At 67.4% G+C, this 20,537-nt stretch carries 19 protein-coding genes and 1 pseudogene; 12 read left to right on the top strand and 8 right to left on the bottom strand.

The features are described 5' to 3' along the window. Positions 1 to 88: 88 nt before the first annotated feature. Positions 89 to 341: pseudogene (locus ASH02_RS26950) on the bottom strand (IS481 family transposase); the annotation flags it as partial. 512 nt (positions 342 to 853) lie between these two features. Continuing rightward, positions 854 to 2,035, bottom strand: coding sequence for an acyl-CoA dehydrogenase family protein (locus ASH02_RS05890; RefSeq protein WP_268788266.1), 1,182 nt, complete (start codon positions 2,033 to 2,035; stop codon positions 854 to 856). A gap of 978 nt (positions 2,036 to 3,013) precedes the next feature. Between ASH02_RS05890 and bluB the strand changes: the two genes are divergently transcribed. From bluB to ASH02_RS05875, 3 genes are all read left to right on the top strand, one after another. Further along, a complete protein-coding gene (gene bluB / locus ASH02_RS05880) occupies positions 3,014 to 4,714 on the top strand; it encodes a 5,6-dimethylbenzimidazole synthase (RefSeq protein WP_056675245.1) in 1,701 nt (566 codons plus the stop codon). Beyond that, positions 4,711 to 5,211, top strand: coding sequence for a histidine phosphatase family protein (locus ASH02_RS27495; protein ID WP_082563447.1), 501 nt, complete (start codon positions 4,711 to 4,713; stop codon positions 5,209 to 5,211). Before bluB ends, ASH02_RS27495 begins: the two co-directional genes overlap by 4 nt. A gap of 651 nt (positions 5,212 to 5,862) precedes the next feature. After that, positions 5,863 to 6,600, top strand: a complete 738-nt coding sequence (locus tag ASH02_RS05875) for a hypothetical protein (RefSeq protein ID WP_056675248.1) — start codon at positions 5,863 to 5,865, stop codon at positions 6,598 to 6,600. Between the two features lie 294 nt (positions 6,601 to 6,894). Here ASH02_RS05875 and ASH02_RS05870 read toward each other — a convergent pair whose 3' ends face one another. The 3 genes from ASH02_RS05870 to ASH02_RS05860 form a co-directional block, all read right to left on the bottom strand. Further along, positions 6,895 to 7,392: a VOC family protein gene (locus tag ASH02_RS05870; RefSeq protein WP_056675251.1), complete on the bottom strand. Its 498-nt coding sequence runs from the start codon at positions 7,390 to 7,392 to the stop codon at positions 6,895 to 6,897. 10 nt (positions 7,393 to 7,402) lie between these two features. Then, positions 7,403 to 8,068 carry a nitroreductase family protein gene (locus tag ASH02_RS05865; RefSeq protein WP_056675254.1) on the bottom strand — a complete coding sequence of 222 codons (666 nt, stop codon included), beginning with the start codon at positions 8,066 to 8,068 and terminating at the stop codon, positions 7,403 to 7,405. Between the two features lie 602 nt (positions 8,069 to 8,670). Further along, a complete protein-coding gene (locus tag ASH02_RS05860; RefSeq protein ID WP_056675256.1) occupies positions 8,671 to 11,499 on the bottom strand; it encodes a hypothetical protein in 2,829 nt (942 codons plus the stop codon). A gap of 262 nt (positions 11,500 to 11,761) precedes the next feature. On the opposite strand from ASH02_RS05860, the gene ASH02_RS05855 reads away from it, so the two are divergent. The 8 genes from ASH02_RS05855 (at position 11,762) to ASH02_RS05820 (ending at position 16,417) form a co-directional block, all read left to right on the top strand. After that, the gene (locus ASH02_RS05855; RefSeq protein ID WP_200959091.1) at positions 11,762 to 12,532 is read left to right on the top strand and encodes a CpaF family protein; all 771 of its coding nucleotides are present in this window, start codon (positions 11,762 to 11,764) and stop codon (positions 12,530 to 12,532) included. After that, positions 12,532 to 13,389, top strand: coding sequence for a type II secretion system F family protein (locus ASH02_RS05850; protein WP_057294417.1), 858 nt, complete (start codon positions 12,532 to 12,534; stop codon positions 13,387 to 13,389). Before ASH02_RS05855 ends, ASH02_RS05850 begins: the two co-directional genes overlap by 1 nt. Then, positions 13,386 to 14,318, top strand: a complete 933-nt coding sequence (locus tag ASH02_RS05845) for a type II secretion system F family protein (RefSeq protein WP_056675268.1) — start codon at positions 13,386 to 13,388, stop codon at positions 14,316 to 14,318. The genes ASH02_RS05850 and ASH02_RS05845 overlap by 4 nt, the downstream gene beginning before the upstream one ends. Before the next feature lie 16 nt (positions 14,319 to 14,334). Beyond that, positions 14,335 to 14,529: a hypothetical protein gene (locus tag ASH02_RS05840; RefSeq protein ID WP_268788267.1), complete on the top strand. Its 195-nt coding sequence runs from the start codon at positions 14,335 to 14,337 to the stop codon at positions 14,527 to 14,529. A gap of 5 nt (positions 14,530 to 14,534) precedes the next feature. Continuing rightward, entirely contained in the window at positions 14,535 to 14,918 is a 384-nt protein-coding gene (locus ASH02_RS05835) for a TadE family protein (RefSeq protein WP_056675271.1), read from the top strand. Next, positions 14,915 to 15,352, top strand: coding sequence for a hypothetical protein (locus tag ASH02_RS05830; RefSeq protein ID WP_156393471.1), 438 nt, complete (start codon positions 14,915 to 14,917; stop codon positions 15,350 to 15,352). Before ASH02_RS05835 ends, ASH02_RS05830 begins: the two co-directional genes overlap by 4 nt. Next, positions 15,349 to 15,780 carry a pilus assembly protein TadG-related protein gene (locus ASH02_RS05825; protein WP_057294416.1) on the top strand — a complete coding sequence of 144 codons (432 nt, stop codon included), beginning with the start codon at positions 15,349 to 15,351 and terminating at the stop codon, positions 15,778 to 15,780. Before ASH02_RS05830 ends, ASH02_RS05825 begins: the two co-directional genes overlap by 4 nt. A gap of 160 nt (positions 15,781 to 15,940) precedes the next feature. Next, the gene (locus ASH02_RS05820) at positions 15,941 to 16,417 is read left to right on the top strand and encodes a CAP domain-containing protein (RefSeq protein WP_162250904.1); all 477 of its coding nucleotides are present in this window, start codon (positions 15,941 to 15,943) and stop codon (positions 16,415 to 16,417) included. Between the two features lie 58 nt (positions 16,418 to 16,475). Here ASH02_RS05820 and ASH02_RS05815 read toward each other — a convergent pair whose 3' ends face one another. Beyond that, positions 16,476 to 17,288 (bottom strand): M57 family metalloprotease, encoded by an 813-nt coding sequence (locus ASH02_RS05815; protein WP_057294415.1) that lies wholly within the window; start codon positions 17,286 to 17,288, stop codon positions 16,476 to 16,478. Between the two features lie 188 nt (positions 17,289 to 17,476). Between ASH02_RS05815 and prfB the strand changes: the two genes are divergently transcribed. After that, a complete protein-coding gene (gene prfB / locus ASH02_RS05810; RefSeq protein WP_082563450.1) occupies positions 17,477 to 18,589 on the top strand; it encodes a peptide chain release factor 2 in 1,113 nt (370 codons plus the stop codon). On the opposite strand, the gene ASH02_RS05805 is transcribed toward prfB, so the two are convergent. Both ASH02_RS05805 and ASH02_RS05800 read right to left on the bottom strand, forming a co-directional pair. Next, entirely contained in the window at positions 18,586 to 19,251 is a 666-nt protein-coding gene (locus ASH02_RS05805) for a response regulator transcription factor (protein WP_056675291.1), read from the bottom strand. The two genes, prfB and ASH02_RS05805, sit on opposite strands and share 4 nt — an antisense overlap. After that, the gene (locus tag ASH02_RS05800; protein WP_056675294.1) at positions 19,248 to 20,453 is read right to left on the bottom strand and encodes a sensor histidine kinase; all 1,206 of its coding nucleotides are present in this window, start codon (positions 20,451 to 20,453) and stop codon (positions 19,248 to 19,250) included. Before ASH02_RS05800 ends, ASH02_RS05805 begins: the two co-directional genes overlap by 4 nt. Positions 20,454 to 20,537 lie beyond the last annotated feature (84 nt).

The following is a 20,537-nucleotide window of genomic DNA, read 5'->3' as shown; positions in this document are numbered from 1 at the left end:
GTGTTCGTATTGGGGGTCGTGAAGGCAGAGCGGCTCGGCGTTGCTGATTCGGTGTTGTGGGATTCTTGAGGTCCGGCCTTCAGTCAGGGGTGCGGTGGAAGGGTTCGATCTTGCCGTTGGTTTGCGGCGGTAGGGACGGATCCTCTTCGCGTGATGCCGAGTTCGGCGCAGGTGTCGCGCCAAAGCTGGGATGCCGAGCAGTGGCCGTTGACACTGAGCACCCGCTTCACGATGACGCCGCGTTCGGCGAACCAGCCAATGGCCTTGCGGTTGAGCACCGCGGCGGTCTCCATGCTCTCGTCGGCGTGGATCTAGGCGTAGGCGATGCGGGAGTGGTCATCATTGACCGGTCTGTAAGCAGACTGTGCCGAGCATCCACAAAGACCATCACGTTGCCGGCGCAGACGATCAAGTCGAAGGTGCCGAGATCGGGGGCGAGGCCGACCATGTCGAGCACTTCAAGCCGAACATCCGGGTGCTGCTCGTGTCCGGCCTCGATGAGCATCGGGTCGGCAGGCGCCCGGGCTCCAGGGGTCTGCCACTCAAATGCCTTGCCTACTTCCACATACCTCGAGGTGGCTCTTTACGACCTCCCGGTCACCCAGGCGACCACGAGGCCGCAGAGTAGTTGGCGCCGAGCTGTCAGCCCCCACCCAAGCCTCACCGGAGCAACGGAGCAAGTCTGTGATCCAGTGCCCTCTGCCCTGACTCGGAGCAAGTCGTCGTCACTCGGCGCGCCTAGCGACCCGACCTCGGACTGATGTCCCATGTTTATCGGTAGGCGATCGACCCTTTGATCAGCACAGCCTTCGAATGCAAGCGGGCGAAGATCGATGGTCTGCCGGGCGTTTACTCAGACAACGGCTTTCGCGCCGGACAGGAGGCGGCGGGCCATCACGATGCGCTGGACCTGGTTGGTGCCTTCGTAGATCTGGGTGATCTTGGCGTCGCGCATCATGCGCTCGACCGGGTAGTCGCGGGTGTAGCCGTAGCCGCCGAGTACCTGGACGGCATCGGTGGTCACCTGCATGGCGACGTCGGAGGCGAAGCACTTGGCGGCGGCACCGAAGAATGTTAGGTCCTTGTCGTCGCGCTCGGAGCGGCCGGCGGCGGCGTAGGTCAGTTGGCGTGCGGCCTCGACCTTCATGCCCATGTCGGCCAGCAGGAACTGGAGGCCCTGGAAGTCGGCGATCGACTTGCCGAACTGCTGGCGCTCCTTGGCGTACCCGAGCGCGTAGTCGAGCGCGCCCTGGGCGACACCTACCGCCTGCGCGGCGATCGTGATGCGGGTGTGGTCGAGGGTCTTCATCGCGATCTCGAAGCCCTGGCCCTCTTCGCCGATGATGCGGTCGGCGGGGATGCGCACGTTGTCGAAGTAGACCTCGGTGGTGGGCGAGCCCTTGATGCCGAGCTTCTTCTCCGGGGCACCGAACGAGACACCCTCGTCGGACTTCTCCACGACGAAGGCGGAGATGCCCTTGGTGCGCTTGTCGGGGTCGGTCACCGCGAGGACTGTGTAGTACTCGGAGACGCCGGCGTTGGTGATCCACCGCTTTACCCCGCTGAGGACGTAGAAGGCACCGTCGCTGGTGTCTTCGCTCACCGCCCGGGTTTTCATGCCACCGGCGTCCGAGCCGGCGTCCGGCTCGGAGAGGCAGTAGGAGAAGCCGCCCTCGCCGCGGGCCAGTTTGCCGAGGTACTTGGTCTTCAGCTCCTCGGAGCCGCCGATCTGCACCGGCAGCGACCCGAGCTTGTTCACTACCGGGATCAGGGAGGACGACATGCACGCCCGGGCGACTTCCTCGATCACGATCACAGTGGCCAGTGGATCTGCTCCCGCGCCCCCGTACACCTCGGGCACGTGTGGAGCATGGAAATCCGAGGCCAGTAAGGCCTCCGCCGCCTCGTGGGGGTAGCGAGCCAACTCGTCCACCTCGGCAGCGAACGGCGCGATCTTCGCATCACACATGGCGCGCACCGTCTCCTTGAGGGACTGATGCTCCTCGGACAATGCGTAGGTTGGGCTGGTCTTCACGGTGTGTCCCTTCGCGACTTGCTTGGGTGGTGGGCGGGCGCCCGGCACCCGGCATCCGGCTCTCGTTGAACGGGAGGCCAGTGCCAGCCGGTTAACCGCATTACGGAACGGACGAATTCTTCGGGCGAATCGAAGGACTCGCGCCGGCGACCGGACCGGGTCTCGTAGACCTCTCCGAGCCAGGGTTCATCGGCCGCGAATACGACCTTCCATCGGCGCATTGGCCTGGGTCTCGATCCCGCCGCTTGAACCGAGGCGGTGTCGGTCGACGCCAGCTTCTGGATCAACGTCAACTGTTCGGTTCGCGAACCGGATGTCATCGGCGTCCTTCTCTCCTCGGCCCCGCGGGCGATGTCCCGCCTTTGCGGGAGCCATTGGGAGCGTATGGAGTCTCGTGATTGATGTCAACCGTCTGGTAGGTTGATCTACCGACGGAAAGATTGGAGTCTGGGTGAGTGTCCGATCGCACCATCACCGACCACGCCGACGAGCAAGTGGGGGGCCCTTGAATATGCGCCACCATCGGTGGGCCCAGCTCGAATTCAAGGACCCGCGGAAACTCGCTGTTCGGGGTCGAGCGGGTGCCCAGTGCGACGACGGCATCCATGAGCTCTTGGCTCTCCGAGAGGGACATGGAACCGCCGACGCCGCGCGAGCGCGGCTACAAGACGAGGGCGTGGCCGGCTGGGCTCACTTCCACAGTCGCCCGACCGCGATTGCTGGCCACGACTTCGGTGTCGCCAGCGGCTCTATCGGGGCAGTATTCGCTGACACGGTCGCGCGACCGCAGAAGTTGGCCATCGAGAGGCAGATGCCGATCGGTGACATCCGCTCGCGACGACGCGAAGATCGACCTGATCACTACGAGTTCCTCGGACCCGCCGCAAACGCCGCCGAAGGCAATCCAGATGCCCTTGAATGGAAAGGCGGTCTCTTCATGGCACTGTGCGAATTTCGGTGGCACGACCAAGAGGCCCCGTGATTTGGAAACGGCCGATCCCTCTCATCGGTGACCGGACCTCGGCGGCCGAGCGTGCCGCCGAGGTCAGGGGCTGGGCGTTCCCGAGCACGTCCAAGGATGCGTTCTACGACCTCGTTGCCGCCCGCCGGGATATTCGCCGCTATCGTCCAGACCCGGTCGACTCCGAGACTCTCAACCGAGTTCTCGCTGCCGCCCACGCGGCCCCATCGGTGGGGCAAAGTCAGCCCTGGCGGTTCATCGTCGTCTCTGAGCCGGAGGCTCGGGAGCGGGCTGCTCGGATGGCCGACGAGCAGCGGCTTCGACAGGCGCGGCAATTGGAGCCAGATGCGGCGCGACGGCTGCTCGACTTGCAGCTCGAAGGCATCCGGGAGGCGCCGTTGGGGGTGGTCGTCGCCTGCGACAGACGTACGCCGTCCGGGGGAGTCCTCGGCAGGGCGACCTTCCCGGATGCGGATCTGTGGTCGTGTGCGTGCGCCATAGAGAACCTGTGGCTGGCCGCGCGGGCTGAGGGTCTGGGCGTCGGCTGGGTCACCCTGTTCGACCCGCAGCAGTTGGAGGATCTCGTCGGCGTGCCTGACGGTGTGGTCACCCTCGGCTGGTTGTGTCTCGGCTGGCCCGACGAACGACCACCGGCTCCGGGCTTGGAGCGGGCCGGCTGGTCACGTCGACAGCCGGTCAGCGAGGTGGTCGTCGCCGAGCGTTGGAGCGAGACGACGCAGGCGCCGCTCTCGCACCTGCGTGCACCACCCATCCATGCTGTCGTCCAAGCTCGTGACGATGCCGACGTCCTCCTCACGCCGCCTGGCTCGCTCGGCCTGTTAGACCGCTACGTCGACCGCGTTGCCGCTGCCTCGGGCCGGAGTCCAGGCGCCCCCCCGACCGGAGCGCTGCTGCTGGTAGGGGGCCGACACCGGGTGGCCGCTCATGGGGTTTCGGCCTTTTCGGATTCGCTGACAGATGACGTACTGGCCGCGAGTGCGGTCGGGGAGTCGGCCGGTTCCGCCGCGGCCACTGCAGTCGGCCTGGACTTTCGCGCGGTGGACGCAGGGACGGCGTCGGGCGACCTGGTCACGACCGATGCCTTGTCGGTGGCAGACGTGCGGGACCTGATCGAGTGGGGTCGGAGGATCGGAGTGGCCACCGGTCGGAAGCATGTGCTCCTCGCTCTGGGGGAGGTCGGCATAGGCAACACCACGGTGGCGGCCGCGTTGACTGCGACGCTACTAGGGCTGCCCGCGGCCGAGGTCGTGGGGCTCGGAGCGGGGGCTGATTCCGCCATGCTGCAGCGCAAGGTCGAGGTCGTGGAGGCCGCCCTGGCTAGAGTGACGGCAGCCCGAGGCCCTGGCCAGCTTCTGCCTCAAGAAGCACTCGCCTTCCTGGGTGGGCCGGAGTTCTGCGTCCTGGCGGGCGCCGTGCTGGGAGCGGCATCGGTCGGTGCCGTCATCGTTCTCGACGGTCTAGCCACGAGTGTCGCCGCACTGGTTGCGGTCCGGATCGAGCCGGGCGCAGCGGCATACCTGGTTGCCGGTCAGCGCAGCCGGGAGCGGGCCCATGCCTCGGTGTTGGTACACCTCGGGCTCGAACCCTTGCTGGATCTGCGACTGCGATCCGGTGAAGGTGTAGGGGCCGCGCTGGCCACGGGCATGCTGATCAGCGGAGTTAAGCTGCGAGAAGGGATCGGCCGGACGGCGCCATGACCGAGTTGCTTGTGGTCCGGCATGGACAGTCGACTTGGAATGTAGCCGGCCGTATCCAGGGACAGACTGCGTCTCCGAAGCTCACCGACCTTGGTCGCCGCCAAGCTGCCGGGGTGGCTGCTCGGCTGCTCGGCCACGGACCGAGGAAGCTGCTCACGTCCGACCTCGTGCGCGCGTGGCAGTCGGCCGAGATTATCGGGGGCGCGCTGGGACTCGAGCCGCTGTCAGACCCACGCCTGCGGGAACGTCACTACGGGATCTGGCAGGGGCGGAATGCTGACGCTGCCAGACAGGCATCACTTTCCTTGGCCGACCATCAGCGGCTCCCGGGAGGTGAGTCGGTGAGTGACTTACGCCAACGCTGGCTGGCTGTCGCTGCCGAGTTACGCGGGACGCCGGGCCCGGTTGTGCTTGTCACCCACGGCAACATCATCGCAGAACTTGCCGGGGATTCCGTACCGGGAAATGGTTCGGTCACGCGGATTTCGCTCGTGTAGTTTGGGCACAATTGAGTACGGGTGGTCCAAAGGCGAATCTCAGCGCGGGCAGCCCCGTTTCGTCACGAGGTTAGTCGGCGCGTCGACCAAAGTAGGAGCGTACTCAAAGGAGGGCTGGAGGAGCGGGCGATCGAGATGACCGCCGGGTGTGCCGAAGTTCGATTGCCCAGGTCAGGGAGCAGTGGTTTTCTTCACTGCGGTCAACATCCGCATTCAGACCGCGGCAGGCCCCTATGCACCTAGGGAAGCTGGACAGTCGGGAGCGATCAACTTCGTCGAGAATTCTTCTTGGGACGGCCAGACCACTGACTACGCGCGAAGCGCTGATCCCGTTGTGATGCCAGTCCTGGTGCCGCAACTTGGGGTTTAGACCTGTCACCTGAACCTGCAGCAGACCCACTTCGAGAGTTCCTCTTGGGACGGCGGACCAGAGACGATGCGTGAAGCGCTGATCCCGGTGAGATGCCAGGTCCTCGTGCCGCAAACTGGGGGTGACCTGTCGCCGGATCCTGCTGCGGACCCCTGGGTGAACCCCAACGCTGCCTTCCGCGAGATGCTTTGAGCATTCGACAGACAGCGGCCGTGACATCGCCATACGGTCCTCCAATGAGCCCGCTCACCGTGTAGCGGGCCGCAACATGGGGACAGTTCATGCGCCTTCGCTCTCTAGCCGCAACAATCGTCATCGCACTTACCCTCGGGGGCGCGGTCGCCGTGTCGCCCAGTTCGCCCGCAGCGGCCGCCGACGACGGCCCCTTTGACGTCTACGCCCTGAAGTCGCCAGGCCTCGCCATCAACAGCGGTTCTTGCCGCTACGTCAGCGTCACGGCGCGTACGAACGCGGACACCTCCTACATTGATGACGTCGACGCCGAGGTCGACATCTGGAATGGCAACGCCTACCTCGGCTCCGTCAGCCTCTACCCAGTCAGTGGGAACCCGACCGTCCTCGCTGGGAGGTACTTCTACTGCCCGTATGAGGGCGTTGGCGTCATGAGGCTAGGTCGGTCGCAAGTCTCGTACTACGACTACGACTACAACAGCGGCGACTTCATCGACACCAGTAGCGGCCGGCTCGACATCCGCCAAGCAACGAGGTCCACGCTCGACGTCCAGCGCACTGGCCAGCTACGGAGGTTCACTGCGAAGCCGCGCTTCTTTTCTGCTGGCGATGACGCGTGGCACCGTTTTCCAAAGGGAACATCGATCCGTCTCCAGCGCCGGGCGGCGAACGGCGCTGGCGTGTGGCGCGTCGTAAAGTCTGAGCGCGTGGACCGAACAGGCAAGGTAGTAATCGCCGTCCGCCCCTCGAAAAGATTCCAGTACCGAGTTATTCATCCGGGGACGAAGAACTCGCGCCCGATGGCAAGTCGCGTCCGGACGAGTTGACGCTGCAACGAGAACGGCTCCGAGGTTGGCGGAGGCAGCGCTTCACTTCACGAGACCGCAAGGGACTGCTGCACGATCTGGTGCCGACCAAGCGCAGCGCGTGACGCTGGCGCGGCCAACTTTGGCGAGTGACCGTGCACACCCCCTTTGCAACCTTGGCGGGCGAGAACAGCCCGGGAGGTGCAGGCGTCTCCTATTCACCTAAGCCGCACGGCGCGGGGGAGCGATCAATCGGGCACAAGATACCTCTGCGGTCTTCACTCCTGGCCGTGGGTCAGACGACGTGCTCGCGCTTCACAGCACCTTGGTGCCGTACATCTCTCCGAGCGGATCGGCGATGAGTTCGAGCCGCGCGCCGTTCGGGTCTCGGAAGTAGATCGAAGTGCCGCTCTCGCTCAGGTACTCCACCCCGGCGTCGTCGAGTTTCTGCTTGAGGTGGTTCCACCTCAACGGTTCCACGGAGATCGCGATGTGGTGGAGTCCGCCGAGCACCTCGTCATATGGGCCGACTTCCAACCCGGGGAAGTCGAAGAACGCAAGTAGGTTGCCGTGGCCGATGTCGAAGAAGAAGTGGTTCGAGCCCTGGTAGTCGCGGTTCTCGAAGATCTCGGTCAACGGGAACTCCAGCAGCTCCTGGTAGAACCGGACGGTTTCCTCAACGTCGCGGGCTACCAGGGCGAAATGGTGGAGCCCCCGGGCGCTGGACGCCGGCCGGCTCGGCTCCGGCTGCAGGTACGTCGCCCGAATACGCTCGCGTTCGGCATCGATGGCCGCGAGGTCGATCTCCGTCATGGGCTCCAGACTACGGGCGGAGCGGGCCACCGTCCCAGTGCTCGAGGTGGGTCAATTGGTCCATCCCGACCCTGGTGAGGCGCGTGAGCTGCTTGACCGGCTTTCCCAGGGGTACGACGGCCGCGACGGCGTACGCGTCCGGGACGCCGAGCAGCCGCTTCAGCGCCGGCTCCTCGGCGACGGCCATGGTGGTGATCGTGCCACCGAACCCCTCGTTGCGTGCGGCCAAGAGGAGGTTCCACACCAGTGGGTAGACCGACGCGCCGCCCACGATGCCAACCCGATCGAGGTTCTGGTCGAGTGCCGCGACGACGCGCAGGTCGACGCAGACGACGAGAATCACCGGTGCCGTGCGGATCGGGTCGGTGACCGATGTGGGGACGCGGGTCTTCGCCACCTGCTCGTCGGTGATCGCGCTGGGTGTGTAGGCGCTCCATGGCGCCTCGCCCGCGGCCCGCTGCGCGTGGTACCGCCGTGCGCCCGGTCCGGTGATCTCGACCAGCCGCTCGCGCGTCACCTGGTCGCGGACCACCACGATCTGGGTGCCTTGGCGGTTGCCGCCGCTCGGGGCAAAGCGGGCGTTGTCGAGGATCGTGTGGAGCACGGCGTCGGACAGCGGGTCGTCGGTGAAGTCACGCACAGCCGCGGTTGTGCGCATCACGTCGTACAGCTCCATGGGCCCCCACGTTAACGACGGCATCGATTCCGAGCCACCCGCTCGCCTCAAGACTGCTCGCGGCCACCGGGTTGCGACCTTCGTGCCCGGACCTCGGCGCCCGCTGCTCGCTCGCGGTGGAATGACTGTGAGGATCGCGGACAGCGAGTGCGCATCCTTGTTGCCTGATCGCCGCCTGCCACCGGGGTCTGCTGCATAATCTGGTGACAGGATGACGTGAGTCCGAGGTCCCCGACAGCCGGCGACCGAGATAACCGCCGGGTGCGCCGAAGTTCGTTTGCCCAGGTCAGGACGCAGTGGTTTTCTTCACTGCGGTCAACATCCGCATTCTGACCGCATGATGCCCTATTCCCCTAGGGAAGCAGGACAGCCCGGAGCGATCAACATCGTCAAGAATTCTTCTTGGGACGGCCAGACCCCTGACTACGCGCGAAGCGCTGATCCCGTTGTGATGCCAGTTCGCGGTGCCGCAACTTGGGGTTAGACCTGTCACCGGATCCTGCAGCAGACCCCAGATCGTGTAGCAGAACCTCCCGGTCTCGGCCAGGTGAGCGTTTGGCTCAACCATGTGCATCTAGATTCCGGCTGACTTCTACGCCTATCTAGAGGTCTAAGTAGGTGTGTGTAGCGTCGCTGGTGCCGAGGTTGTTGATGAGGCGGAGCTTCGGTGTCCGGTCGGGCGCGAACGTGCGGTCGTTGATTGCTGCGGCGAGTTTTGTGCGCATGGCCTCGATGCTCGCGGGCTGCCAGGTCGCCGCGGCAGAAGCGAGGACGATCTCGTCGGCGTGCAACACGGCGGCCCATTGGAGTCGTTTGTGGGCGGCCGCGGACCGCTCGGCAGCGGAACTCCCGAGGTAGTCGCAGGTTTTCACCTCGGCGGTGAGCAACGTGCCGTCGACCAGAGCGATGAGGTCGGTTTCGGCGACTGACGTTCGGGTTCCCTCCCGGTAGAGGTTCATCTCGGCGCAGTCCGTGTAGTCCCTGGCAGTCTTAGTCAAGTGGTGGGCCAGCCATATCGGTGCGTGGCCGTTGTCTCGGAGGAAGTCGCGGGCGACTTGGTTCAGGTCGTAGAACCAGCTCGGCTCGCTCTTGGGCGTGCGCCACGCTTCGAGGGTGAGTTCGTTGTCAGACCCGCATCGTGGGCAACGGTTGCGCTGGCCGAGGTCGGCGACGGCTACGAAGCTGGGAGCCTCGCAAGTCCGGCAGCCAAGGACGAGACCACGGCGGATGATGCCCCGGGTGATGTAGCTGTCGAGCAGGACGCGTGCCTCGTGGTCACGGACAGCGGGCACCGGCTCGCGGTTTCCGTCGTGCGGGGATGGGACGAGGACGTCACGGATCGCTGGGAACGTGAGGAGTCCGCCGACGCCGGTGACGAGCACTCCGGTGCCGTCCGGGTACGCCTCCTTGCTGCTTCGACCTGCCGGCGAGAACGCGCGGGCGAGGTCCGTGAACTTCCCTGCGAAGTCGGCTGTCATCGCCGACCGGGAACCCCACATCCGTTCCAGGAGGCGGGCCCGGCGCCCGGCGTCGGACCAGCCGAGGTCGTATCCGGCCTGGCTAGCCATCCCGCGGCACCACTCCTGGAGGGTCAAGGACCGCAGGCGAGGTCGGGCGAGGCGTTGCTCGAGGTTGGCGCCGGCGGCGACGAAGTCGTACTTGCGGCTCTCGTAACTCACACTGCGATTGCCCGACCGGACCCAGGTCTCGTACCTCGCGTCGGGGTTCGCGGCCAGCTGCTCGCCGTCGAGGCCGCGCCCTCGGGGCATGGTTGACCCAGCGAGGTGAAGATCGACGTGCCAGGCGATGTCGACACCCCCGAGCACCGGGTCGGAGGGCCGCAGCGGCGGGGGAGTGGTCGTGAACGTGGCGGCCTTCTCGTCACGGAGCACCGGCAGTGTCATCCGGGTTGAGTACTCCTCGGTCACTGCGAGATTCAGCATCCCCTTCTGGGGGAACTGCGCCGGGAACTGGGTGGTTAGGAGCTTCGCTATGTGCTCGGCGCGGCGTGCGGTAGCGGCGCTGCCATGCGCTGTGACTGTCGCGGATTTGTCTCCGTCTCCGTCTCTGTCGTCGTCTTTGTTCGTCTCGGAGTTGGTGTCGCTGGTTGCGGCCGCGCCATCGTCGTCCGCGTCGTCGCTCGAGACTGCGTCGCCGGTGCTGCTTCCGGTCGGTGATGACTGCCCGGGCTGCTCCGCGAGCGATACGAAGCCCTCGATGTCACTATCGTCGTTGTCGGTGAGCCCGTTACGAGAAATGAGATTTGCGATGGCGTCGAGCGCCATGCCGCTTACGGACGCGGAAGTGACCACCGCGCGCCCGAGTTGGCGGATGCGGTAGCCCAGCAGGGATAAGGCAGCGTTTCCCCGGCGGCCGGCCTTACCGGCTCCAGCGTTGATGGGGGACCAAGCGGCGTGAATCCACAAGGTGTTGCCATACAGACGGTGGTAGATGAGCGCGAGTGCGAAGTCGTCCGCAGTGTTACCGACGACGACTGTGATGCGCCGGCGAGCGAAGTTGTCGCCGACGGACACCAGGCCCGGAGTGGTGCGGCTCCAGGCCGGAGACAGCGTCGTCGTGTCGACACCAAGCTTGAGACCAGCGTGGTGGTGGACGAGTCGCGCGGGCAGCCGCTGCGGGACGACCGGTGAAGGGCGCTCCAACTGGGAGTAGAACCAGCCGGCCATTTCTGCCGCCGCATCCGGCGACAGCGGCTCGGGACCGCCGCCAGATCCGTCAAGTTCGGCTACTGAAGGAAGGTCCGGCTTGGCCACGGCACCCACGAGGGCGGCCGTCCACGCACCCCATGCGCCGCCAAGACCGGGCGGCGCCGCCAAGCACATGCTGTCACCCTTCCCGAACACGGCGGTGGAGGACAAGTTGCGCGAGTCGTCGAGGAAGCTGGAGGACTCGTCCGAGTTGCGCCACGTCTGATCCCAACGCACCAGCTTCTTCGGGTCCGGCGGTGGCGCTGGGTCGCTGTCGTCAAGGCGCCGGTAGACCTGGCATGCAAGCGCGACCTGGTCGCGTGCATAAAGGGTCCGAGGGTCCATCGCGGCCTCTGCGTCTGCTGACTTGTTCAGATTGGCGAGATCAAAGTTGGATACTGCGCCGTCGGGACCGACGAACATGTCACGTGCGGCAGGGTAGGCAGTGAGCAGTTCGTTCCAGCTGACTCGGTGCGAGACGACGTAGTCCGGGTCGTACGCGGCGACAGCTCGTAGGACGGTGTCGGACACGACGCCGTCGTGGTGGGCAACCAGGACGAATCCGGCGCCGCCCCACAATTGGTTTGCCTGCCACAGCGCTTGGCGTGCGAAGTAGCCCCAGTGTGGGGTGTCGGCCGGGAAGACAATCGCGACCCGAGGTGCGCGAAGGCTGAAGTAGACCTCGTTGTAGTCCTGCTGCGGTGAGCGGTCGTTCTTCTGCACTCGCGGAGCGTAGACGATGCTGCCGGAGCCTGCACTCCTGCATGGCGGCGGCGGCCGGCCGAGCGCGGGGCTGTGGCGCGCTCCATGCACTGCCTCACTCGAACGAGACTGCCAACGATTGCCTTCAGCGACCCACCAGCAATTAGGGGAGGGGGCTGCTGCATATTCTGGTGACAGGTCGAGGTGCGTCCGAGGTCGCCGACAGCGGCTATTGAGATGACCGCCAGGTGTGCCGAAGCGCGTTAGCCCAGGTCACGAGGCAGTGGTTTTCTTCACTGCGGTCAACATCCGCAAGTTCACCCTGCGCGCGAGCCGGCTTCCCGATCTCGTCGAGCTGGGCTCGATGCCCACCCAGGCCGCGCAGTTCTTGGACGCGAGCGTGAAGGCCGGGCTCAACGTCCTGGTCGCCGGCGGAACCCAGGCCGGCAAGACCACGATGCTGAACTGCCTCGCCTCGGCCATCCCCGGGAGTGAGCGGGTGATCTCTGTCGAGGAGGTCTACGAGTTGCGCTTCCACCACCCTGACTGGGTGCCGATGCAGACCCGCCAGTCGGGGCTCGAGGGCACCGGCGAGATCCGGTTGCGCGACCTCGTCAAGGAGAGCCTCCGCATGCGCCCGAGTCGGGTGATCGTCGGCGAGGTGCGGGCCGAGGAGTGCCTCGATCTGTTGCTGGCGCTGAACGCAGGGCTGCCCGGCATGTGCACGATCCACGCCAACAGCGCCCGCGAGGCGTTGGTCAAGATGTGCACACTGCCGCTGCTCGCGGGAGAGAACATCTCGGCCCGCTTCGTCGTGCCCACGGTGGCCTCGAGTGTCGACCTGGTCGTGCACCTCGGCATGGATGCCTCCGGCGTACGACGCGTCAACGAGATCGTGTCCGTGCCCGGACGGGTCGAGAACGACATCATCGAGACCGAGACGATCTTCGCCCGTGAGGGAGACACGCTGCGGGCGCAGGGCGGCATGCCGCCGCGGGTGGAGCTCTTCGAGCGCCTGGGCATCGACGTCCGTCCCTTGGTGAAGGCCGGCTGATGGGTGCCCTGGTCGGCCTCGGGATCGGGCTGGGCCTCGCCCTGGTCTGGTCGGCCTTCTTCCTGCCCCGCGCGGTCCGTGACGACGCCGACGCCGGGCCGGGTCGCCTCGAGGTGCTCCTGTCGCGCGCGGGGATGCACACGGTCTCCAGCCGAAGCCTCATCGGCCTCTGCGTCGTGCTCGGAGGGCTGGCCCTGCTGGTGATGCAGGTGCTCTCCAACACGTTCCCGGTGGCGGTCGTCTTCGGCCTGATGGCCGGCTACCTGCCGATCGCCGTCGTCGCAGGCCGTGCCAAGAAGCGGCAACGAGAGTTCGCCGAGGTGTGGCCCGAGGCGGTCGACCACCTGGCGTCCGCGGTGCGGGCCGGCATGTCGCTGCCCGAGGCGCTGGCCGGGCTGGCCATCCGCGGACCGGAGCCCCTCCGGCCGGCGTTCGCGCAGTTCGCCCTCGACTACCAGGTCAGCGGCCGGTTCGGGGAGTCGCTCGACCGACTCAAGGACCTGCTCGCCAACCCGGTCGGCGATCGTGTCGTGGAAGGCCTCCGCATCGCCCGTGAGGTCGGCGGCGGCGAGCTCGGTCGCCTGCTGCGCAACCTGTCGGGCTACCTCCGCGACGACGCCCACACCCGCTCCGAGCTCGAGGCCCGGCAGGCCTGGACGGTCAACGGTGCGCGTCTGGCGGTGGCAGCTCCGTGGCTCGTGCTGTTCCTCATGTGCTTCCAGCCGGAGGTCATCCACCGCTACGCCTCGCCCGGCGGTGTCCTGGTCCTCGCCGGTGGCGCGGTCTGCTGCCTGGTCGCCTACCAGCTGATGATGCGGATCGGCAGGCTGCCCGTCGACCGGAGGATCCTGGCATGACCGACCTCGTCGTGTGGGGTGCCGTGCTCGGAGGTGTCGCCGCCGCCGGGCTGCTGCTCGTCGTCTCGCGTCTGATGCGGCTGCGTCGCGCCGACCTCTCCGTGCGCGTCCTTCCCTACATCCGCGACCTGCCCCAGTCGGGGCCGGTGCGCCCGGTCAATGACCAGACCGGAGTGGTGCGGGGTGTCTTCGGGCCCGCCCTGCGCAGCGCCGCCGATGCCGTCGAGAAGGTGCTCGGTGGCAGCACGTCGGTGCGCCGCCGACTCGAGCGTGCCGACATCGACAAGACCGTGCACGAGTTCCGTATCGACCAGGTGATGTGGGGCCTCGCCGCTTTCGGTGCGGCCGCGGCGGTGTCCTTCCTGCAGGCCTGGCGCTCGCCGGGGAACACCGTCTCCCTCGTCGTGCTCACGCTGGTCGCCTTCGCGTGCGGCGTGATCCTGTGCGACAACCACCTGAGCTCCCTGGCCAGGAAGCGCGAGCAGCTCATCCTTCTGGAGTTCCCGGTGGTCGCCGAGCTGTTGGCCCTGGCCGTGGCGGCGGGGGAGAGCCCGGTCTCCGCCCTCGACCGGGTCGTACGCCGCACCAACGGAGCCCTGACCAGTGACCTGTCGAAGGTGCTGGCCGAGATCCGCACCGGAACACCGGTCGGCCGTGCCTTCGACGGACTCGCGGCCCGCACTGGGCTGCCCTTGGTCAGCCGGTTCGCGGAAGGCATTGCCGTGGCCGTCGAACGCGGCACCCCGCTTGCCGACGTCCTGCATGCGCAGGCGTCCGACGTACGCGAAGCAGGGCGCCGCGAGCTGATCGAGACCGGCGCTCGCAAGGAAGTCATGATGATGGTCCCCGTGGTTTTTCTCGTGCTGCCGGTGACCGTGGTGTTCGCGTTCTGGCCGGGCCTCATCGGCCTGCGCCTGGTCGCGCCCTAAGGAAGGAAGTCTCGGGATGGACATGGTGAACACGCTGTTTCTCCGGCTGTACGTCGGAGTCAGCACCCGGATGCGTGACGAACGTGGGGACGTCCCGGGGTGGGTGATGATCACGGTGATGACCGCAGGCATCGTCGCGGCGCTGACGTTGGTGGCCGGCCCACGGCTTCGGTCGATGCTGATCGAGGCACTGAACTCGGTGAACGGCTGACGGAAGTGCAGCGACCACGAGACGAGCGCGGGTCGGCGGTCGTCGACTTCGTGCTCGTCCTGGTCATCCTGATCCCCCTGGTGCTCGGGATCCTCCAGGTGGCCCTGGTCCTGCACGTGCGCAACACGCTGACGGCCGCGGCCTCCGAAGGGGCCCGCCACGGCGCAACGGCCGACCGGAGCCCTGCCGACGGCGCCGACTACACCCGCCGGCAGATCCGCGACATCATCGCCGGCGACTTCGCCCGCGACGTCACCGCGAAGCAGACCCGCACTGACGGGACCGAGATGGTCGAGGTGACGGTGCGTGCCGAGGTCCCGGCGCTCGGCCTGTGGGGTCCGTCCGTCGAGCTGGTCGTGCACGGGCACGCCACCGAGGAGGACCAGTGAAGCGGGACGAGGAGGGGAGCGCCCTCATCGAGGTGACCTGGCTGGCGATCCTTCTGCTGGTGCCGCTGGTCTACATCCTGATCTCGGTCTTCGACGTCCAGCGCGGAGCCTTCGGCGTCACCGCGGCGAGTCGGGCCGCAGGGCGGGCCTACTCGCTCGCCGACTCCGAGGCCGAGGGGCGGCGCCAGGCGCGGGCCGCCGCGCAGCTCGCCCTGGAGGACCAGGGCCTGGCCGGCCAGGGCCTCGACGTGGACATCACCTGCTCACTCGGGCCCGGACACTGCCTGGTCCCGGGTTCGGTGATCACGGTCGTCGTGCGCACCCAGGTCCGGCTTCCGCTGGCCCCGTCCGCGCTCGGCGGGGGAGCCCCCAGCTTCCGGGTCGAGTCCGTGCACCGGGTGCCGTTCGGCAGGTACACCGAGGAGCGCAGGTGAAGCGCCGCGACGACGACGGCCAGGTCACCGTGCTGATCGTCGGGTTCGCCATCGTCCTTGTCCTCGCGGTCGGCCTGGTCGTCGACGCGTCGGCCGCCTACCTCCAGCGGCAGGGCCTCGACAACGTCGCCGACGGTGCGGCGCTGGCCGGGGCCGACGAGATCCGCGGCACCGCGGTCTACGACGGCGGGCTCAAGGGCGAGCGGGCTCCGCTGGACGCTCGGGCCGCCCACGCAGCCGTGGGCGCCTACCTCCGCGAGATCGGTGCGTACGGCGACTATCCGGCGCTCACCTATGTCGTGCACGTGCGCGACAACGCGGTGGTGGTGAACGTGAGTGCGGGGCTCGACCTGCCGATCACGGTCGGTTCGTTGAGCGAGACCAGGGTCGGTTCGCGTGGATCGGCGGTGGTCGACGTACAGGAGTGACGCAGGACAACCTGACGGACGGGTGGTTCGTGAGTGACCCATGTGGGCCATGTGGGACCAACCGATCGGGTGGTTTCCGGCGTTCCCCGGCGCGCCTGCGTGCATCGCCCCTAATCTCACTCGCGGTGGGGGACCGCACCGGAATGTTGGGAGACTTCCAATGCGCACTGTTGCACTCGGGACCCTCGTGTCCTTGTTGTTCGGATTGTTGATGGGCGGCGTCGGATCGGCGTCGCAGGCAGCGGAGGCCCGCGCGACGAGCAGGTCGGTCGCCGCCAGGGACTACGCCCAGGACGTGGTCGTGGTGACCAACCAGCGCCGCGCTGCGCACGAACGCACCCAACTGCGGCAGCAGGCGTGCCTGCAACGCCATGCCGAGCTCCAGGCGGAGCGGATGGCGAACCGTCGCCAGATGTTCCACCAGGACCTCGGCGTCGTGCTGCGCCGCTGCGGGATGAGGTCGGTCGCGGAGAACGTGGCCGCGGGCTTCCCGGACGGACGGTCGGCGGTCTGGGGCTGGATGCACTCGGCCGGCCACCGGCGCAACATCCTCACCCGCTCCTACCGGTTGACCGGTGTCGCGGCCAGCAAGGCCGGCGGCCGCTGGTACGTCGCGCAGGTGTTCGGCCGGTCCTGACCGCGAGCGAGGGCCCGGCCGCGGTGCGCGGCCGAGCCCTCGCCGTCAGGCAGTCGGGTCAGTTCCCGTAGACCGCCTGGATGCCGGCGCGGTCAGTGCTGGTCATGCTCAGGTCGTCCGAGCTTCCGTTGCACTGCGGGTAGTGCATGATCGATGCCGAGTCGTACGGCGTCAGCGGACGCCAGTTGTTGTCCTCGAAGCAGGTGCCGGACTCGGGGCGCGTGTGCTCGTGCCGGAAGCCCAGCGTGTGGCCGAGCTCGTGGGCCAGGATGTTGGACGGCGTCCACGATCCCGAGTTGTAGAGCGACTTGGCGTTCACGAGGATGTTCTTGGAGCTGGTGCTCGGGAAGAACGCCCGGGCGATGTACTGCGTGGTCTTGGTCGGCTCCACGGAGAAGACGACGGTCCTGTTGCGGGTGTTGCAGCTGCTGTCCGCGCCGGAGACGTGGATGAAGTCGACTGCCGACGAGGCCGCTTCCCACTGGCCCGCGCCGCTGTCCATCGCAGAGACGACGCGCGAGTAGTCGGCGCCGAACTTCGTGCTCACGCAGTAGGTGAGGTTGCCGACGGCGGCCTGCGACCACCGGTCGTCCTTGCCGTTGACCGTGTTGATGATCAGGCCCTCTTCGGAGACCTTCTTGGGCGCGGAGACCATGCCGTCGTAGAACTGTCGCAGCCCGCCCTTGCTCTGCACCGGCTCGTCGCCGTTCACGATCCAGGTGCCGTCCGCGTCTCGGAACGTCGAGGCGGAGAACTCCTGGAAGCTGGGTGGCGTCTCGTCCGAGCCGGCCGTTGCGGCGGCCACTCCCAGTGATGAGGCCAGGACCGCGGCGGCGCCGGCGGCCAGAACACGTGTCTTGCTGATTCTCATGAAGTTCCCTTGCGTTGGTGTCGGCCCCCGAATGCCATCCCCTGCGGAACCGTAGGCGAATATGGCGCCGCAGGGCAGTCTTGTATTTTCGGGTGCACCTGCCGTAAGTTCACCGGTTTCATTCACGGATCGCCGGAAGGGCTCCCGTGGCTCGGGTGGTTCTCAGGGGTGCCGTAACCTTGCTCCTTGTGGCAGGCAGAGACTTTGAAGCAGAGATCAAGCAGCTCCAGGCGACGATGCACACCATCGAGCAGGTGCTCAACCTCGAGGGGATGCGCGAGGAGATCGCCGACCTCGGCGAGCAGGTCGCCGCACCCGACCTCTGGGACAACCAGGAGAACGCCCAGCGCGTGACCGGCCGCCTCTCGACCCTCAACGGCGAGATGGAGCGCTTCACCTCGCTGCACGGCCGCATCGAAGACCTCGGGCTGATGGTCGAGATGGCGCAGGACGAAGGCGACGCCGACACCCTGGCCGACTCCGAACGTGAGCTCGACCGCATCAAGAAGTCGGTCGAGATGCTCGAGGTGCGCACCCTGCTCTCCGACGAGTACGACGCCCGCGAGGCCCTGATCACGATCCGTTCCGGCGCCGGCGGCGTGGACGCCGCGGACTTCGCCGAGAAGCTCATGCGCATGTACGTCCGCTGGGCCGAGCAGCACAACTACCCCGTCGAGGTCTTCGACACCTCCTACGCCGAGGAGGCCGGGCTCAAGTCCGCCACGTTTGCCGTGCACGCGCCCTACGCCTACGGCACGCTCAGCGTCGAGGCCGGCACGCACCGCCTGGTGCGGATCAGCCCGTTCGACAACCAGGGCCGCCGACAGACCAGCTTCGCCGCGGTCGAGGTCGTGCCCGTGCTCGAGCAGACCGACGAGATCGACGTCCCCGACGAGGACATCCGCGTCGACGTCTACCGCTCGGGTGGCCCGGGTGGCCAGTCGGTGAACACCACCGACTCCGCCGTACGCCTGACCCACATCCCGACCGGCACGGTCGTCTCCTGCCAGAACGAGAAGTCCCAGCTGCAGAACAAGGCCAGCGCCATGGTGGTGCTCAAGGCCAAGCTGCTGGCCCGCAAGAAGGCAGAGGAGAAGGCTCACCTCGACGAGCTCAAGGGCGACGTGCAGGCCTCCTGGGGTGACCAGATGCGCAACTACGTGCTCAACCCCTACCAGGTGGTCAAGGACCTGCGCACGACCTACGAGTCGGGCAACCCGCAGGCAGTCTTCGACGGTGACCTCGACGGGTTCCTCGAGGCCGGCATCCGCTGGCGTCGTGGCGCCGACCACGCGAGCTAGCGGCGACGGTCGGGGCGGACCAGTCCGCTCTCGTAGGCGAGGACGACGACCTGGACCCGGTCACGAAGGCTGAGCTTCGCGAGCAGGCGTCCCACGTGCGTCTTGACGGTGGCCTCGGACAGGAAGAGGCGTACCGCGATCTCGGCGTTCGAAGCGCCCGTGGCCACCTGCATCATCACCTCGCGCTCACGGCCGGTCAGCCGGGCGAACCCCGGTGGTTCCCGGGCGGGGCCCGGCAGGGTGCCCGCCACCTGGTCGAGAAGCCGGCGCGTGGTGGTCGGGGCGATCACCGCGTCACCCCGATGCACCGTCCGGATCGCGTCCACCACCACCTCGGCCCGAGTGCTCTTCAGCAGGAAGCCGCTGGCTCCCGCCCGCAGCGCCGCGAACGCGTTCTCGTCGCGGTCGAAGGTGGTCAGGACGATGACCCGGGATTCCGGTGTGCGCCCCACGATCTGCGTCGTTGCGGCGATCCCGTCCATCACCGGCATCCTGACGTCCATCAGCACCACGTCGGGCCTGGCACTCGCCACCACGTCGACCGCCTGTTGCCCGTCCGCGGCCTCCCCGACGACAGCGAGGTCCTCCTGCGACTCCACGATCATGACGAGTCCGGCGCGGACCAGCTCCTGGTCCTCGGCCACCACCACCCGGATGGTCATCGGCTGTCCTCCACGCCGCTGGATGCGAGGGTCGGGATCGTCGCGGCGACCCTGAACCCGTCGTCTGCGCGACCAGCGTGGAGGGAGCCGTCGAGCCCGGCCAACCGGTCGCGCATCCCGACCAGCCCGCGGCCGCCGAGGGTGGCCGTCGTCGGGGGCTGCGCAGCGTGGTTCTCCACCGCGATCGCGAGGTGGTCGGGTCGCCAGCTGAGCGCCACCTCGACCTCGCCATCGGTGCCGGCGTGCTTGAGCACGTTGGTGAGGGCCTCCTGCACGACCCGGTAGGCGGCCAGCTCGCCGGCGCTCCCCAAGGAGCCCGTCGTGCCGTCCTCCTGGTAGCTCACCGCGAGCCCGGAGGCCCGGACCCGGCCGATCAGCTCGGGGAGCGCGCGCAGCCCCGGCTGCGAGGCGGACCCGCCGGGATCGTTCAGAGCGTCGAGAAGGTCCCGCATGTCCCGTATCGCCTCCTGCCCGGTCCGGGCCACGGTCTCCAGCACGCGTACGCCGACAGCAGGGTCCCGGGCCGCCATCATCCGACCGCCTTCCGCCTGGGTGACCATGACCGACAACGAGTGGGCGACCACGTCGTGCAGCTCGCGGGCGATCCGGATCCGCTCCTCGGCCGCCGCCGCCCGGGCACTCTCGATACGGGCTCGTCGCCGGTGACGACCGAGTCCCCAGGGCACGGCGATCGCGGTGACCGTTCCGACAACGAGGAACAGCGGCCAGCTCCGGACCGGGTCCTCGCCACCGGCAAGCCCGGGCTGGGAGACAGTCAGGTAGTCCGCCCCCCACAACCGGACGGTCACGGCGGTGGCTCCGACACAGGCTGCGGCCAGCGCCAGCAATGACTCCCGGCGAGAGCACCACGCCGCCACCGTGTGGAGCAGGACCGGGAACACCAGCGTGCTCGGCAGAAGGATCGGGTGGAACGAGACGCCGTCCGGGCCGCCGCTCATCTCGGGCAGCGCGACCAGGACGACCATCACCGCACAGACGACGGCGTAGGAGACGAGCGGCGCGGTTCGCCGTACGACGACGGCCAGGTGGGCCACCACGAGAACCGCTGTCACAGCGACGCGGCCGGGGGTCGACCACGAGCTCTCCCACACCGCCGAGGCGGAAAGCGGGAGCAGGAGCAACCCGAGAACCGTGGCGAACAGGGCATCCACCGTCCAGGCCGGACCCCGTTGCCAGTTCACCGCCCCATCGTAGGGCCGTCACGGGTTCCGCCTCGAGGACGACGGTGATCAGCCTGCAGGCTGACGACGAACCGGGGCCGCGGC

Source organism: Nocardioides sp. Soil796 (assembly GCF_001429525.1).
Taxonomy (GTDB): domain Bacteria; phylum Actinomycetota; class Actinomycetes; order Propionibacteriales; family Nocardioidaceae; genus Nocardioides.
Note: the sequence above shows the minus strand (reverse complement) of the source record. Positions and strands in the feature narration are given on the sequence as shown.